The organism is Porphyromonas uenonis DSM 23387 = JCM 13868, assembly GCF_000482365.1.
Taxonomy (GTDB): Bacteria; Bacteroidota; Bacteroidia; order Bacteroidales; family Porphyromonadaceae; genus Porphyromonas; species Porphyromonas uenonis.
This window is the reverse complement of record NZ_AXVC01000021.1, coordinates 13,694-29,952: the sequence shown is the minus strand read 5'-3', so window position 1 is coordinate 29,952 and position 16,259 is coordinate 13,694. Positions and strand designations below refer to the sequence as shown.

The 16,259-nt window shown below is 54.1% G+C and carries 16 protein-coding genes; 3 read left to right on the top strand and 13 right to left on the bottom strand.

Features of this window, described 5'->3' with window-relative positions:
* Positions 1-8 precede the first annotated feature (8 nt).
* From L215_RS0100710 to L215_RS0100665, 10 genes are all read right to left on the bottom strand, one after another.
* Entirely contained in the window at positions 9-614 is a 606-nt protein-coding gene (locus tag L215_RS0100710) for a 7-carboxy-7-deazaguanine synthase QueE (protein ID WP_025883321.1), read from the bottom strand.
* A 1-nt stretch (position 615) separates the two neighbouring features.
* Positions 616-1,041 (bottom strand): 6-pyruvoyl trahydropterin synthase family protein, encoded by a 426-nt coding sequence (locus L215_RS0100705; protein ID WP_007364760.1) that lies wholly within the window; start codon positions 1,039-1,041, stop codon positions 616-618.
* 149 nt (positions 1,042-1,190) lie between these two features.
* Complete coding sequence (locus tag L215_RS0100700; RefSeq protein ID WP_025883318.1) at positions 1,191-1,580, bottom strand: GntR family transcriptional regulator; 390 nt, start codon at positions 1,578-1,580, stop codon at positions 1,191-1,193.
* 19 nt (positions 1,581-1,599) lie between these two features.
* Positions 1,600-2,475, bottom strand: a complete 876-nt coding sequence (locus L215_RS0100695; RefSeq protein ID WP_027451185.1) for a hypothetical protein — start codon at positions 2,473-2,475, stop codon at positions 1,600-1,602.
* Complete coding sequence (locus L215_RS0100690; RefSeq protein ID WP_025883317.1) at positions 2,472-3,389, bottom strand: ATP-binding cassette domain-containing protein; 918 nt, start codon at positions 3,387-3,389, stop codon at positions 2,472-2,474. The genes L215_RS0100695 and L215_RS0100690 overlap by 4 nt, the downstream gene beginning before the upstream one ends.
* A gap of 225 nt (positions 3,390-3,614) precedes the next feature.
* Complete coding sequence (locus L215_RS0100685; RefSeq protein WP_027451184.1) at positions 3,615-4,967, bottom strand: TolC family protein; 1,353 nt, start codon at positions 4,965-4,967, stop codon at positions 3,615-3,617.
* A gap of 264 nt (positions 4,968-5,231) precedes the next feature.
* A complete protein-coding gene (locus L215_RS0100680; protein WP_025883316.1) occupies positions 5,232-6,344 on the bottom strand; it encodes an efflux RND transporter periplasmic adaptor subunit in 1,113 nt (370 codons plus the stop codon).
* Positions 6,345-6,389: 45 nt separating this feature from the next.
* Positions 6,390-7,649 (bottom strand): ABC transporter permease, encoded by a 1,260-nt coding sequence (locus L215_RS0100675; protein ID WP_025883314.1) that lies wholly within the window; start codon positions 7,647-7,649, stop codon positions 6,390-6,392.
* Positions 7,650-7,675: 26 nt separating this feature from the next.
* Complete coding sequence (locus L215_RS0100670; protein ID WP_025883312.1) at positions 7,676-8,956, bottom strand: ABC transporter permease; 1,281 nt, start codon at positions 8,954-8,956, stop codon at positions 7,676-7,678.
* 15 nt (positions 8,957-8,971) lie between these two features.
* The gene (locus tag L215_RS0100665) at positions 8,972-9,691 is read right to left on the bottom strand and encodes an ABC transporter ATP-binding protein (RefSeq protein ID WP_025883310.1); all 720 of its coding nucleotides are present in this window, start codon (positions 9,689-9,691) and stop codon (positions 8,972-8,974) included.
* A 629-nt stretch (positions 9,692-10,320) separates the two neighbouring features.
* On the opposite strand from L215_RS0100665, the gene L215_RS0100660 reads away from it, so the two are divergent.
* The 3 genes from L215_RS0100660 to L215_RS0100650 all read left to right on the top strand — a co-directional run bounded on the left by L215_RS0100660 (position 10,321) and on the right by L215_RS0100650 (position 14,173).
* A complete protein-coding gene (locus L215_RS0100660) occupies positions 10,321-11,418 on the top strand; it encodes a chorismate mutase (protein ID WP_025883308.1) in 1,098 nt (365 codons plus the stop codon).
* A gap of 23 nt (positions 11,419-11,441) precedes the next feature.
* Entirely contained in the window at positions 11,442-11,822 is a 381-nt protein-coding gene (locus L215_RS0100655) for a 2-amino-4-hydroxy-6-hydroxymethyldihydropteridine diphosphokinase (protein WP_027451183.1), read from the top strand.
* A 152-nt stretch (positions 11,823-11,974) separates the two neighbouring features.
* A complete protein-coding gene (locus L215_RS0100650) occupies positions 11,975-14,173 on the top strand; it encodes a RelA/SpoT family protein (protein ID WP_025883306.1) in 2,199 nt (732 codons plus the stop codon).
* Between the two features lie 624 nt (positions 14,174-14,797).
* Here the strand turns inward: L215_RS0100650 and rplI are convergent.
* From rplI to rpsF, 3 genes are read right to left on the bottom strand one after another with little or no spacing between them, the layout of a single operon-like run.
* Positions 14,798-15,364, bottom strand: coding sequence for a 50S ribosomal protein L9 (rplI, locus tag L215_RS0100645; RefSeq protein WP_025883178.1), 567 nt, complete (start codon positions 15,362-15,364; stop codon positions 14,798-14,800).
* Between the two features lie 25 nt (positions 15,365-15,389).
* Positions 15,390-15,656 carry a 30S ribosomal protein S18 gene (rpsR, locus tag L215_RS0100640; RefSeq protein WP_025883177.1) on the bottom strand — a complete coding sequence of 89 codons (267 nt, stop codon included), beginning with the start codon at positions 15,654-15,656 and terminating at the stop codon, positions 15,390-15,392.
* 3 nt (positions 15,657-15,659) lie between these two features.
* Positions 15,660-16,007 (bottom strand): 30S ribosomal protein S6, encoded by a 348-nt coding sequence (rpsF, locus tag L215_RS0100635; protein ID WP_007364715.1) that lies wholly within the window; start codon positions 16,005-16,007, stop codon positions 15,660-15,662.
* Positions 16,008-16,259 lie beyond the last annotated feature (252 nt).

The window sequence follows — 16,259 nt, the reverse complement described above, 5'->3', positions numbered from 1 at the left end:
CCGTTTACTTAGCGAAACCCTAGCAACTTGTGTAGCTGTACGCTGAGCCGCCACTCGGGGTGGGCTAGGACGAAGTCCATACAGCGTGCCACCACTGCCGACATCTCCACGCCCGTTTCCTCTACGGGGCTGACGTAGTAACGCCGTGCCCGCACCAATTGCTCGATGGGTGGCGGTAGGGGAGCGCCTAGTTGTAGTGGCCAGCGCACCTCATCAATGCCGTCAGGGTAGTTATCTACAAAACGCTCCCGCAGGCCACTTATTGCTTCTGGCTTAGGCGAGCAAGTGACGTAGTCCAGTCCCCGAGGCACGGAGCGTGTGCCATTTGTCTCGATAGACTGACGATAGCCCTGCTCGTGAAAGAAAGCTATATGCTCCTCCCGCAGCGCTAAGGTCGGTTCGCCACCAGTCCAGAGGATGTCTCGGCAGGGGTAGCCCTCCAGCTCGGCCAAAATCTCTGAAGCCGTCATGAGCCGATGTCCCGCAAAGTCCGTGTCACAGTAGTCGCAGGCGAGATTGCACCCCGAGAGTCGCACGAAGAGCATCGCGCGTCCCATCTGTCCTCCCTCGCCCTGGAGACTGTAGAAGATTTCGTTGACCGGTAGCGACTGCATACTATATAGGTAGTGAGTAGGTAGCACTGCATCGTGCCGTCTCCTCAACACGGCAGCTGACGAGCGTCACGCCCGTGCCGGCAAGTTGTGCGGGAGCGATCGTCTCGACGAGGTAATGCGCCATCGCCTCGGCTGTCGGATTAAAGGGCACCACGACCAAGTCCTCTGGCACCAGCTCCCGTAGTGATGGGAGTAGCGGGTCCTCATCGTAGATCATCATCTTGTGATCCCAATGCTCCTCCAGCCACATGCAGAGGAGCTCCTTGATTACGCCAAAGTCTATCACCCGTCCCAGCTCATCGAGCTGTGCTGCGGAGCAGGTGAAGTGTATTCGGTAGTTGTGTCCGTGTAGGTGGCGGCACTTCGACTCGTGTCCCACGACACGATGTCCCATACTTATATCGTGATATCTCTCTACTGTCGTCATAGTTAACTGTCACAAAGGTAAGGAAAATGCAAGAGCTAGTGGTAAGACCGACGGTGTCTGTGAAGAAGAGACTGCTGCACGGGGGCAACAGTCTCTTACAACTAACGCTATTTGGAAAAGTGATGATTGCGGATTAGTGCGGAGGTGGGCTAAGCGTCAGGGTCTCCCTGCTGCTTGACCCAGTCGGCGTGCCGTCTGACCACCTCTAGGATGTCCATGTTAAGCACTTTGAGCTGAGCAAAGAGTTCGGGGAGCTCCTCCTCGGTTAGCACACGATAGGCCTCATCGCGTAGGAGCATCTCGGCCGTTTCGGAGACATAGAGACCGAGCCCTTTCTTCGGATAGATGAGTCCCTCGTTTTGCAGGTTCTCATAAGCTCTGAAGATCGTATTGGCATTGGTTTCCAGCTCGGCAGCTAGCTGGCGCACGCTCGGGATCTGCGTCCCCGCGGGGTACTCGCCCGAGAGGATCTTCTCCTTGATGCGCTGCTCTATCTGAGCGTAGATGACTACTTGCGGATTAAAACGTGGTGTGATCATGATCATTAGGTTAGAAGGGTTATGCCGTGACCTGCTTGCGTCGTAGCGAGCGCAGGCCGAGCCAGACCATCACAAAGGCGTAGAGGTAGAATGGTATCGTCATGGCGAGGAGCGAGATGCTGAGCTCATCGCCATTGCCCAAGTAGAAGACAAGATAACGCTCTGTCTCATCAGGGCTTATACTACCAATGTCTAGTAGATGCATCAGCATGCTAACGCCAAGCATCGATACGACGAAGATCCCAAATCCGATGCCCATAAAGCGCAGAACTGCACGTAAGGGTTTGCGCGCCGAGATGATACAGAAGAGGTAAGTGGCATAGCCCGCCAGCTGCATACCTATCATCAGGCTGACAGCCCACGCATATTGTAGCGACTCATTATCATAGCCTAGCGGATCTGTGAGGATCTGTGGATAGAGGGCGAGTACCTGACTACCCTCCATCAGGGCCCATATAAGCATGTAGACAGTCCAGGCGATCGCCCCTAGGAGCGGCGTGATGATGTGCAGTACCAGCGTCAGGAGGAGGAGCGAAACATACTTCTCCGTCGCTGAGGCGGGTATCTGTAGGTAGAGTGGCGAGAGCGGAGCATTGACACGCTGGTTGTAGCTGATCATCACTCCGAGAGAGACCGCTAGGAGGCTACAGTATTGGCAGGCAAAGTACACACTACGGGCGGAGAAGTCACTGCCACCCATCCCAAAGAGTAAGGTAGTTAGTACCGACACGATCACTGGTATAGAGGCTGCGAGGAAGCCACCGATCAGGATCTGTATCCACTGTCTATGGTGAAAGGCGAAGTCCAGCTTCAGGAGCTGGCCGAGACGCTTGAAGCTAAAGGAGCTGACGCCCGTCTTAGGCGCAGCGGTCGTAAGATTAGCAGATTGGTTCATAGTGAGAGAGGGGCTTGCGGGGTGAGTGTATCGTTTGTGGGTTGGGATAAGTGCTGTAGCACCGCTTGGGTGTTGTACATCAGAGCGTTGAAGAAGAGCTCCATCGAGAAGCCTCCCGTCTCGGCAGCCTCTGGCGTGCGGGGCGTCATTACGACCTCTCCCCATACGGAGGGCTCGCTATAGAGCGGCGCTACGTGAGGCGCCTCGGCGGCGGTGCCGCAGTAGAAGGTGCTCTCGAGGCGAGCGATCGTCTCATTGCAGATGATCTGGTTTTGGTGTAGCACGACCAGACGATCTATCATTTGCTCTAGGTCACGCACCTGGTGGGTGCTGATCAGTACGGTCTGCTCGTCAGAGATGTGCTGCACGAGGAGCTGGCGAAACTTGCTCTTCGACGGGATGTCCAGTCCATTGGTCGGTTCGTCGAGGAGGAGCAACGGCACCCGCAGAGAGAGCGCCAGCACGAGCGCTACCTTCTTCTTCTGTCCCATCGAGAGGCGACGCAGATTGTTGGTGGGTGGCACGTCAAAGTCCTGCAGCAGCTGACGAGCTAGTGTGGCATCATAGTTTGGGTAAAACTGCCCCGCGCCGTCGAGGTACTGGACGGCAGAGGTGGCGGGTAGCTGCACCTCCTCGGGGAGGTAGTAGAGCTCTCGGAGGAGTGGCACCGAGCGCTTTCTGCAGGTGTGTCCGAGTACGGAGAGCGAACCGCCCTTAGCTAGGAGCAGTCCTGAGAGCAGCTTGAGGAGGGTCGTCTTGCCCTCGCCATTTTTGCCTAGGAGCCCTGTGATAGAGCCTGCGGGCAGGGTAAAGCTTACACCCCTAAAGAGCGGGTGCCGGCCATAAGAGAAGCATACCTCCTGAGCCTGCACGAGAGGTTCTGCGGTGAGGTGGGTATCTGAGTGCGAATACATAATTGTTGTGAAGTTTAGGGTCTGACTAGATTCTACAAGACGAATAACGATTTGGACGAATTCACTTGACGTGTAACGATTTGTAGGGACGCACGGTCGTGCGTCCGTTGTGTCAAAGGTTACAGCATCGTAGTTTTAACGGGGACGGACGCACGACCGTGCGTCCCTACAAAGGGTTACTCGTCTCGCTGTTCGGGAACCATTACTCGTGGTGTTGTGAAGACATTATTTAGTCTCCTCTGCGGGAGAGATGTAGCTGTGCAGTACGAGCACACGGTAGAGGTAGTCGTAGCGAGCGCGGAGCTCTTCGCTCTGAGCAACGAAGTGACGGTTTTGCGCCTCGGCCAGTTCGTACGAAGAGGCACGTCCCGCCTCGTAGCTGATCTGCGCATAGTGCAGCGCCGTCTCGGCCGACTCGGTCGCCCGCTCGGCAGCTGCTATCTGACTGTAAGCGGCACGGGCATTGATCTGAGCCGTGTAGAGCTGCTGCGTGAGCTCTTTGTCTACCTTGCGCAGAGCAATCTGCTGGTCGGAGTAGCGGAGACGAGCCTGCGCTACATTGTCTGCCGTGCGCATCGCATCAAATATGGGCACAGAGAGCGAAAGCCCAACGAAGTAGCGTCCGTTGTTGCGCATCTGATCCCCAAAAGGCTGGTTAAACTGCCGTAACTCCTTATTTAGGATGTAGTAATAGCCCGTGTTGTAGCCCGCACCAAAGGAAACCTTCGGTATGTAGCCCGTCTGCTCCAGTCCGATCTGCTGCTCCGCCATTTGTAGCTGTAGCCTTGCCTGCTCCATCTCGGGACGCATCGAGCGCGCTTGCTCGAGGAGCGCATCGTCAGCCAGTGCCAGCTCAGGAGCGGGCGTAGCGCTGAGGCTCTTGACATCGGGCAAGGTGATCTGTAGCTCTGTGTAGTCGGGCAACTCAATGATGAGTGCCAGCTGATGACGCGCCAGCTCCGTATCGCTGCAGGCGCGGAGGTAGTTGACGCTGTCCTTAGCGAGCTGCGCCTCCACCTCAGCGAGCTTGTCACGAGACCATTTGCCCGCACGGACCAGTGCCGCCGTTTTCGTGAGCGTCTCACGGGTTAGCTTGAGTTGCTCATCGGCGACATGGATTAGCTCTTGACGGAAGAGTAAGTTGTAGTACCCCTCAGCCACTTGTAGCCCGATCTGCTCCTTGGCATAGGAGAGTCCAGCGGTCGCAGCGTCTAGATTGAGACGCGCTATCTCCGTTGCCTTAGGACGAGCCATCCCGGAGAAAACATCCCACGAGAGGTTTGCCCCAAAGGAGGTACTGCTCGAGGATTGATCGCCGATGACGCCCGTCTTGTCGGCACTACGTCCGAGGCTAACGCTCTGGCTAGCACTCGCCGAGAGCGAGGGCAGGTAACTGTGCTGCGTGGTGGAGAGCTGTTGCTCACTACCCGCTAAGCGTAGGCGCGCCTCCTCGACTGTGATGCTGTGAGCGACGGCGTAGTCGATACACTGCTGTAGCGTCCAGCTCTGCTGCGCTGCTAGGGTAAAGCTCCCCGCGACCAGTAGGGCTAAGGGGAAGATATGACGAAGTGTAAGCATAGGATTGTCTTGTCTTAATGATTTGGTTGCGCTACGGCTGTCTGATGATTGGAGTCGGTCGGAGTTTGTCGGGTTCTGTCGGCTTGCTGGGGTGAGCTTTCTAGTTCCTCCGTTGGAACTTTTTAGTTCCTCCGCTGGAACTTTTCAGTTCCTCCCTTGGAACTTTTTAGTTCCAAGGCTGGAAAAGTTTTGGAACTCGTAACCGCTTCATCTATTGGTAGGTATAAATCGGACAGCGCAGGGCTATAAATAATCTTCGTTCGGTTAGGCAGCTATCGGAGTACCCTTGACCTTTTCGCCCTCCTTGAGACCACTCTTGACCTCGATGAGGCTACCGTTGCTGATGCCGGTCTTGATCTCACGGCGCTCCGTCTGCAGATGCTTCGGATCAGCGTCGGAGGTGACCACCTCAACATAGACCTTGTCGCCCTCAAACTGAAGTGCGCCCTCGGGAATGGCTAGGACATTGGAAACTTGGTCGGTGATAAGCTCCGCATTGGCACTCATATCGGAGCGTATGCGGCTGTAGTCATCGATGGTGATGGCGGCCTTGAGCTCGTACTGCGTGCCTTGTTGCTGCTCGATTGTCTTGGGCGAGATGTACTCGACGACGCCCGAGAAGGCGGAACCTTCGATCGCTCCGATGCGCACCGTGACGGGTAGTCCCGTAGCGACACGAGCGATGTCGACCTCGTCCACCTTGCCGATGAAGATCATCTCCGTCATGTCGGCGATGGTGGCGATGGTGGTACCAGCGTTGAAGGAGTTAGCCTGAATGACCGAGTTACCCTCCTTGACTGGTATGTCGAGTATCGTCCCGTCTACCGTACTGCGCACGAGTGTCGTAGAGCCCTGAGCGTTGCGCTGGCTCATGCCGGTGAGGACGATGTTGTAAGCATCCTTAGCGCTCGCAAGGCGCTCCTTAGCCTGTAGGTAGTTAGCCTTGGTTGTGGCATACTCCTCCTCGGCTACGATCCCTTGCTGGTGCAGCTCGGTCGCTATCTTGTACTTCTGCTGTGCCTCGTCGAGAGCTATCTTTGCTATCTCGACCTGCGACTCTGCCTGATTGACCGAACCCATCTCGGGAACCACCTTGATACGAGCGATGATGTCGCCCGCCTTGACGAGGTCGCCAGGCTTCTTCATGATCTCGGCAATGATGCCGTTGAGCTGTGGCACGATCATCACCTCGTTGCGAGGAGCTATCTTGCCAGTGAGGATGATAGACCGCTGGATAGAGGGGACGCGGGTCACCGTCTCTACCGAGTAGATGGTCGCCTGGGGCTGTGCCTTCTTATAGAGGAAGACGAAGGTCATGACAACGAGCAGGCCGAAGATGACCCAAAGGGAAAGTTTGAAGATACGCTTAGCTTTCATAGTTCTTTATGTTGTGTTTGTTTTTACCTATAGTTGAATGTTGGTTTACTCCTCACGGATCGCTTCGATGGAGCGAATCTCGAGTGCTTTCTTGAGTGGCAGGAGACCGCCCACCACGCCTCCGATGATGATGAAGAGGAGCGCGCCAATCGCTGTGCCAAAGGGGATCAGCGGATTGACCAACATCTCGCTTTCCATTGAGGTGGCGATCTGTGCAACGATAGACATGATCCCCACACCGAGGAGGAGCCCTACGAGCCCCGCGAGGAGGCTCAGCATACCGCTCTCTAGGAGGATGAGTCGTACGATGTCTTTGCGCTGCGCACCGAGTGCACGACGTATGCCAATCTCGCGGGTGCGCTCCTTGACGGAGACGAGCATGATATTGCTAATGCCGATGATGCCCGAGAGGAGTGTGCCGATACCGATGAACCAGACGAAGACATTGACACCCCACAGCATGGAGTTTTGGGCGGTGAAAATCTCTGAGATGTTGAACTCACCTATGGCGCTCTCATCGTCTGGTGCTATGTCGTGGGTAGAGCGGATGTAAGCTTTGATGCGGTCGTTGATCGCTTTGCTATCCTTACCATCGCCATGGAGCGAGTACAAGAGTTGGTAGACCTCATTGCTCTGGCCGAGCGATGCGGTAAGGATCGTGTAGGGGATACGTACCTTTTGCTCTTCAGAGCCATTGATATTCATCCCTTTAGACTTGCTCTTGAGGACTCCCACGACGGTATAGTAAGAGCCATTGATATTGATAACCTTGCCCAATGCCTCCTCGTGCGAAGCGAAGAACTTCTGGCTCACCTCCTCACCGATGGTGCAGTTACGACGGTGCTGCTGCTCGTCGCTCTCGTTGAGCCGTCGTCCAGCTAAGAGGGTTGAGTAGACGATCTTGTCATAAGAGGCCCAGGCGGAGTAGAGCGGTGCTGTCATACTCTTGGTGCCGTAGCTGACGGGCGTGTTCCACGAGCCTTGCTGCATAGCAGCTGTCGTCTCTATCTCGGGGAAACGCTTCTGGAGGTTGGCTATATCGCTCACTGAGAGCGACCACCAGCGATCGGTGGGGTAACCTTTGTACGGTTTACTGGTTGTGGAGCAGTAGAGCATCGTGGTATTGCTTGAGATACCACCTAGCTGCTTGCGCATGCCGTTGGAGAAGCCTTGGCTCAAGCTCATCAAGATGACCAGCATCAGGATGCCCCAGAAGATACCGAAGGCGGTTGCGATGGAACGCTTGCGATTCGTTCGTAAGGAGTGAAAAGCTTCACCCCAGATGTCTCGATCAAATAGTCTCATAGTACAGTCTTTACGCTAGGGTGTTACTAATCTCTCATCGCTTCAATAGCCGAAATACGTATCGCTCTACGAGCTGGCGTGTAGCCCGCCACAATTCCCGCAATGATCATCACAACGAGGATGCCCAGCGCCATCTGTGGCGAGAGGACTGGCGTGTCAAAGAGGTGGATCGTCTCGCCCATAATGGACATCTCGCCAATGTGGTAAGCGGTCACGAGGTAGTCGCCTAGAGCGACGAGTCCCACGGCAATAACCAGACCGATAGCACCCGCCACTGCTGTGATGAGGAGGCTCTCGACCATAATCATCGCTAAGATGTCACGGGGCTTGGCGCCCAGAGCCTTGCGTATGCCGATCTCTTTGTATCGCTCCCGCACCGTGACCAGCATGATGTTGCTCACGCCGACGATGCCGATGAGGAGCGTGCTCAGCCCGACGATCCAGAGGAAGAGGTAGAAGTAGTTGACTACCTTATTATACTGCTCGTTGTTGACATAGTTTGAGTAGCCCCACAGAGCCTGGTCGTCATCGGGCGAGAAGGAGAGTATCGAGCTGAGCGCTTTGAGTAGCTCCTTGTTGAAAGCCTCGAAATCCTTCTTGCTTCGTATCGTAGGTGCATAGATATAGCCCCCATCGATACGCTGATCATTGGGATGGATCATGGTAAAGGTGCTGCTCGGCATATAGGATGCCGATTGGTTTTGCGAAGCTTCGTAGACGCCCACCACGGTAAAGGAGACATTGTCTACAGAGACGGTCTTGCCGACCGCCTCTCCATACCGATCAGTGCCAAAGAGCTTGAGCGCATCGGAAGAGCTGATGAGGAGTGCCTTCTCCTTATTATATACGTCGTTGCCATTGATGCCACGTCCCGCCAGCATCTTGACACGGGTATCGAAGTGTCCGAAGTAGTTGGCGCCGATCCCCTTTACCGCCCCCTCGGTCACCTGTGATGCGTAGGTTATCTTATTCCAAGACCTGAGGCTGGGGGTGATGTCCTCAATAGCTGGCACCATCTCCTGCAACTGAGCGAACTGTGACTCGGCGAGGTACAAAAAACGCCCCGCTGGGTAACCTTGATAAGGGAGGTTGGTCATCCAGACCTCGAAGTATATGCCGTAGTTTGGCTCCGTGTCGCCCGCATTAGCACTCTTGGCGATGCCACGGTTGAGCCCCACGCCGATGCTGAGGAGGATGACCAAAAAGATGATTCCCCACGCTACGGCAAAGCCTGTCAAGAAGGTGCGCAGGCGGTTGCGCTTGAGATTGTCTATGATCTCGGAGAAGTATTCGTGTCCTATACGCATAATGTGTGATCCTCTTTACTCAAACACCTCCTCGGGCAGACTGCTCGTCAGACCGTCCCCCTCGATCAGCCCATCCTTGATATGTATCGTGCGGTCACACATCTCAGCTACGCCGGGCTCGTGCGTCACGATAATCATCGTCAGGTGCAACTCGCGATTGATCTCTCGCAGTAGCTCCATCACCTCGATGGTGGTCTTGCTGTCCAAAGCTCCCGTCGGCTCATCGGCTAAGATGACTGAGGGCGTGGTGATGAGGGCTCGTGCGATTGCTATGCGCTGCTTCTGTCCTCCCGACATCTCGCTCGGCAGGTGCTCCGCCCAGTCGGCTAGCCCCATGCGGGAGAGTAGCTCGGCGGCACGCTTGGTGCGCTCCTTGCGACCGACTCCCTGATAAAAGAGTGGCAGGGCAATGTTGTCCAGCGCATTCTTGAAGGGGATGAGGTTAAACGACTGAAAGACGAATCCTATTTGTCTAGAACGGATCTCGGCAGCGCGGTTCTCCGAGAGGCTATTGCTCAGTAGCTCCTCGCCTAGATGGTAACTCCCCTCGTCGTAGCTGTCGAGGAGCCCGAGGATGTTGAGGAGCGTGCTCTTGCCCGAGCCCGAAGCTCCCATGATAGCGACCATCTCGCCTGGGAAGATGTCGAGGTTGATCCCCTTGAGGACATGTAGCGGCTGCGCGCCCTGGTAGGTCTTGTGCAGATTGCGTAGCGATATGACCGGTTTAGCATTCATAAGCGTATTGGCTTAGCGTTTGTCTTAGGTAGTACACTGCAAAGGTAGTACAAATATTTGAACCTGCAATAGGAAAAACGCATCAGTGTATAACTTAAACCAAACAGTGCCGTCGAAGCGAGGCGTGTAGCCCTCCATTGGACTATTCGTCCGACAGGTCAGATCGCTCTGATAGCTCCGATGCTTTCCGATGACTCCGATGACTCCGACACCTCACTCTCAAAGAAATCAGCCATTTCCTCGGTAGAGATTTCTGAATCTCCAGCGAGGAACGAACAAATTCTTCCGAACTTTTATTTCGTCCCTCCGTGGGGAATTTTCGTTTTCCACGTGGAGATTTCCGATTTCCTCGGTAGGCGTGTAACGGTTGTAGGGACGCTCGGTCGAGCGTCCGTCCCCGTTAAAAGCCCTGTCACAGTATCTTTTGACACAACGGACGCACGACCGTGCGTCCCTACAAAGGGTTAGTCGTCTTGCTGTACTACAACGGACGCACAGATCGTGCGTCCCTACGGCGGGCTACTCGTCTCCTGTGGCTATTCGATTTGCGAAGTTATCCCTCCCGAGTGCCTCTAGTCGGAATAGTTTTAATACCTTTGTAGCGAGTAAACGAGTATACGACCTTAGATATGGATGATTCGTCCGCCCATAGTACCCTTGAGGAGCCTCCAGCGAGTCAGATGCTGGTAGCGGGTCCCTGCAGTGCAGAGAGTCGCGAGCAACTGCTTGAGATCGCTCAAGGACTAAAGGCGCAAGGTGTCACGCATTTCCGAGCTGCCTTGTGGAAGCCACGTACCCGTCCGGGATCCTTCGAGGGTGTCGGAGTGGAGGGGCTTGCTTGGCTCCAAGAGGTACAGACCTCTACGGGACTCAAGGTGGGTACCGAGGTGTGCCTGCCTGAGCAGGTCGAAGCGGTGCGCACTGCGGGCGTTGACTTCGTGTGGATCGGTGCTCGCACGGTGAGCAATCCCTTTATGGTAGAGGCGATTGCCGAGCAACTGGAGGGAGCTACGCAGACCGTTTTGGTGAAGAACCCTATCAGTCCCGACGCCCCTCTATGGATGGGTGCCATAGAGCGTATCAAGAGCCGAGGAGTTGCCCAGGTGATGGCGATCCTGAGAGGCTGTACGCCTGTCTACACCAAGCAACTACGCAACAGCCCTCACTGGGAGATGATAGCCCAGCTGCGTGCGCTCTACCATAAGCGTTATGGAGCGGAGGAACACCTACCCATCTTACTTGATCCAAGTCACATAGCGGGGCGAGCTGATCTCCTAGAGGCGGTCTGCCGTACGGGGATGCTCTATCCGATCGATGGCTTTATGATCGAGTGCCACTGCGACCCCGAGCACGCTTGGACAGATGCGCGTCAGCAGATCACGCCCGAGCAATTGCACCAGTTACTGAAGTCGCTGCAACATCCTAGTAGTGATCACGAGGCGATGCTCCGCCCGATGCGCTATCAGCTACGGGATCTGGACGCTGCACTCGTGGAGCTATTGGCGGAGCGCTGCAAGCTTACGCAGACCATAGGACGCTATAAGACGGCTAACCATCTAGGCCTTTATCAAGCTGATCAACGCGCAGCGGTAGAGGCTCACTATATAGAGCTGGCTACTCAGTATGGACTGGATCCGCACTGGGCAGCGCAGTTGTACAACTTGATCCACGACTACTCCCTGCGAGGACAAGAAGCTGTGGACTCGAACGATGTCAATAACTTTTAGAAGCTAGACTACTATAATAAGCAATGAAAAACAAAGCGATCATCAGCATAGGCAGTAATGAGCATCGCACGGCCAACGTAAAGACGGTTATGGAGATTCTGACGAAGCACTTCCCCACGATACGTTTTTCGACGCCCCAGCTTACGGAGCCTGTGGATATGCCCGAGGATGCCAAGGCTTTTCTCAATCTGATCGCACTCTTTGAGACCGACCTAGATAGAGAAACTCTAGAGGCTCAGCTAAAGAAGCTCGAGGCTAAGCTCGGACGAGATCACGATGACGATGAGGAAGGTATCATACCGATGGATCTAGACATCATCGAGTGGAACGACGAGGTCTACAAGCCACGAGATATGGTCCGCCCCTATGTCGTCGCCGGGCTAGACGAGCTAGACGAGCTGTAGAATTAGAGATTAGAGATTAGAGGTTAGAAGTTAGAGATTAGAAATTAGAGATTAGACCTTAGAGGTTCTAGTCTTCCTAGTCTCACAAACTTCTCTCCCTTCTAACCTCTAATCTCTAACTTCTAACCTCTAATTTCTAATCTCTAATCTCCATGCCAACCCATCACAGAGATGATCAAGAGCTCATGCGCTACCTCCTACGGACTGCAGATCAGTTGGGGGTGGCGAGCTACGTAGCGCCTTATCGGGAGCTACTGGAGCGACTCATCCGTGAGGGACAGTATGGTGCTAACGAAGAGGAGGACGATCGGGAGATCTTTATGGAGCAAGCTGAGATGGCTCAGCTACTCTGCGACGAGATAGGGCTGGGAGTCGTCTCGATATCGGCGGTCCTACTGGAGCCTCCCTACATCCGCGGAGCTATCACAGCTCAAGAGGTTGAGGCGCTTTGCCCGCCTGGCACACTCCCCCTCATAGAGCGTCTGGCACAGACGCATGAGTTGTACCATCGCTACGACCTACGTCAGGCCGATCAGGGAGAGGAGTTTCTCCTGACTATCGCCGAGGACATACGTGTCGTCTTGATACTACTCGTCGAGTGTCTCAATAAGCTCATCTATGCCAAGGAGCGCATGGACGAGAGTCGTAGGGTACTGCTAGCTCAGGTGGCGCAGGTACTCTTCGTGCCGACAGCTCACCGCCTAGGGCTTTACAAGATCAAGAGCCAGATGGAGGACTTGATCTTTAAGTACACTGATCCCAAGCATTACTACGAGATCAAAGAGCTGATGGGGCAGACCATCGTGGCAAGACAAGCTTATATGGATGCTTTTGTTGCTCCTATCCAGAAGCGTCTCGAGGAACTTCCCCTTCGCTGGCCCTACACGATCAAGTCGAGGAGCAAAACTTTTACCTCCATCATGAACAAGATGCGCAACAAAGGGGTCACTTTCGAAGAGATCCACGACCTTTCCGCCATGCGCATCATCATTGACGCACCGCCCGATGAGGAGTACGAGGCGTGCTGGCTCGTCTACTCGATCGTGACGGACCTCTACACGCCCAATACGAAGCGTCTCCGCGACTGGATCTCGCAACCTAAGGCAAACGGCTATGAGTCTCTACAGATTACGGTGCAGGGACCCGAAGGTAAGAGCGTCGAGATACAGATCCGCACCACGCGTATGGACCGTATCGCTGAGAGTGGTATGGCAGCGCACTGGCGCTACAAGGGCGTCTCGGGAGAAGCTAGTCTAGACTCGCAACTCACCAGTATGCGTCAGGTGATCGAGGACTTGGCGGGTGATAAGGAGAAGGCGAATGCGCAGCTCTCTCTCCGAGTTGAGTCGAGAGATATCTTCGTCTTTACTCCGACGGGGCAGATGATTCGCCTGCCGAAGGGCGCGACTGTCCTGGACTTCGCCTTTGCCATACACTCCAATGTGGGGTTGATGGCGCAGAGCGCTCAGGTCAATGGCAAGCGCGCTAAGCTGAGAGATAAGCTGAAGAATGGCGATGTGGTCAATATTACCACGGCAAAGAATCAGCGACCCTCCATAGACTGGCTTCAGTCAGTCACCACCCGCAAGGCGAAGAATAAGATCCGCCAAGCGATACGTGACCAGCAAGAGAGCGGACTGCAAGCGGGCAAGGAGCTCCTCGAGAGACGCTTTAAGAATAGACATCTCGTCTACCAAGAGTCTATCTTCACCTCCCTCCTGCGCAAGATGGGGTACAAGGGGAATATGGACTTCTTCATAGACCTCTCCGAGGAGCGGGTCAATGTGCCTAACTTCCTCGATCAGTATGCTGCGCTTAGTGCAGAGGCGGAGGCTCGTGCCGCCGAGAGTAGACGCGTAGCTTCCACACCGACAGCGATTAAATCGCCAGAAGCTTCCGACGGTCGTGAGATTGTAGTCTCCACGGCAGACTTCAAGGGACTAGAGTACACGCTGGCCAATTGCTGCAACCCTAAGATGGGCGATGAGATCTTTGCCTATCCCTCTAAGTCGGGACTGAAGATACATACTCGTAGTTGCCCGAATGCTATTGACATCTTAGGCCGTCACGGCGATCGTGTCTTGCCGGCTCGTTGGCGGGGCATGGAGAGCTCTGCGGTGGTTGCGACGCTCTATGTGACTGCTCTTCACGATGCGGTCACAATAGGACGAGTCGTCTCTACGCTACATCAAGCGGACGAGTGTAGCTTGATCAATGAGGAACAACAGCTCGACGGAGGACTCTGGCACGGCACCTTCACCTTTAGAGAGGGAGAGCGCCAGACGCTCTTTGCCCTGCAAGCACAACTACAGAGCATCAAAGGGGTGCAGCAGGTGCGTCTCCAGCAGTAACGCGCTAGACTAAGTAACTCATACGTGTATCCCCTGTGTAGGGGCGCGCATCGTCAGAACGGCTAGACGAGTAGACCTCTATTCCCGTCCATGCCAAGAGTCAATCATCGCAAGCATATAAGCAGAGACTGTTGCAAAAGTCAACAGTCTCACAATCTTGCTTGCAAGATTGTCTAGACTTTGTAGAAAGGATGAAGCGCAAGGCGCTGAGGGTGAGGCCTGAAGGGAGCATACCTCCGTATGTGACCGAAGCCGAATCCCGAAAGCAACACAGCGATTCGCCTTTATGCAACAGTCTCAAGCAGAGAGGGTCGCCACGTAGATGATACGTAGCGACCCTCTCTTAGATATTATTGAGACTTATGAGGTAGTCTCAGGAGAGCCTGGATGAATGACTGTGGTGCTAGCGTAAGCTACGCCACTAGATCAGAGCTCTCTAATATGAGACTGTTGCATAAAGGCGAATCGATGTGTTGCTTTCGGGATTCGGCTTCGGTCACATACGGAGGTATGCTCCCTTCGGGCCTTACCCTCAGCGCCTTGCGCTTCATCCTTTCTGCAAAGTCAGAATAATCTTGCTTGCAAGATTGTGAGACTGTTGACTTTTGCAACAGTCTCAATATATTACTCAGCAGCCTCAGCTGTCTCCTCAGCCTTAGCCTCGGGAGCCTCTGTCTGCTCCTCGGCAACAGCCTCAGGAGCTGGTGCAGGTGCGGGAGCTGGCGTCTCAGACTCGATGACGGCGTGATTCTCCGAGATGACGGTGAAGGTGATAGGCACGATCACCTCACGGTGTAGACGTACCTGAGCATCGTAGTCGCCAACCTCCTTGACAGCCTTCTTGATCTGGATGATCTTGCGATCGATCTCGAAGCCCTTCTCAGCGAGTGCCTCAGCGAGCTGTATGTTCGTTACAGAGCCAAAGATGACACCATACTTAGATGTCTTAGCTTTGATCTCCAGGTGCATGCCATCGATCTTCTGACCGAGAGCCTGTGCCTCCTGCTTGATAGCCTCGAGCTTGTGAGCTCTCTGGCGCAGCTCCTCAGCGAGCATCTTCTTAGCGCTTTCGCTAGCGATGACAGCCTTCTTCTGAGGGATTAGGTAGTTGCGTCCGTAGCCATCCTTGACAGTTACGATATCATCCTTAAAGCCTAGGTTGATAATGTCTTCTTTCAGTATTACTTCCATTGTCTTATCGGTCTCTAGGTGATGATTACTTCATAAGGTCCGTTACGAAGGGTAGCAGAGCTAGGTGACGAGCACGCTTGACAGCCTGAGCTACGCGACGCTGGAACTTGAGGCTATTGCCTGTGATGCGACGAGGGAGGATCTTACCCTGATCATTGAGGAACTTCTTGAGGAACTCGGGGTCCTTGTAGTCCACAAACTTAATGCCAGCCTTCTTAAAGCGGCAGTACTTCTTCTGCTGTACCTCTCCGGGGAGTGGTCTGCTATAGCGACCTCTTCTTGTTCTTGCCATGGTTTACTTCTCTGCTACAGGGTTACTTTTCAGTGCGCGACGCTTCTCAGCATACGCATGATGGAACTTGTCCTGAGCGATTGTGATGTAGCGCAGGACCGTCTCGTCACGTCTCATGAGTGTCTCAAAGGGCTTGATCACTGAAGGCTCAGCGTCAAACTCTATGAAGTGATAGAATCCGGTAGACTTCTTCTCGATGGGATAGGCGAGCTTCTTGAGCCCCCAGTGCTCATCGTTCACAATCGTAGCACCTGCAGAGGTGAGATGTGATGTGAACTTATCTACCGCTTCCTTCATCTGAGCATCAGACAAAACGGGAGTTAAAATGAAAACGGTTTCGTAGTGGTTCATATATAGTTAGTAAAAATGCTATTGCCTGCAAAGGTACACATATTTATTGGATAAACAAGCGCATTGCAATCTCACATCCCAGGACTGACGCATGATAAATGTGAGCTCATTTCATTTTCTACCTAGGAATTTGCCCAATTCCTACCTAGGAAATGGTCAAATTCTTCGGACTTATTTTTTGATTCCTCCGAAGTTTCATTTGATTCCTCCGAAGAATTTTTTATTTCCTAGGTAGGAATTGGGAAATTCCTA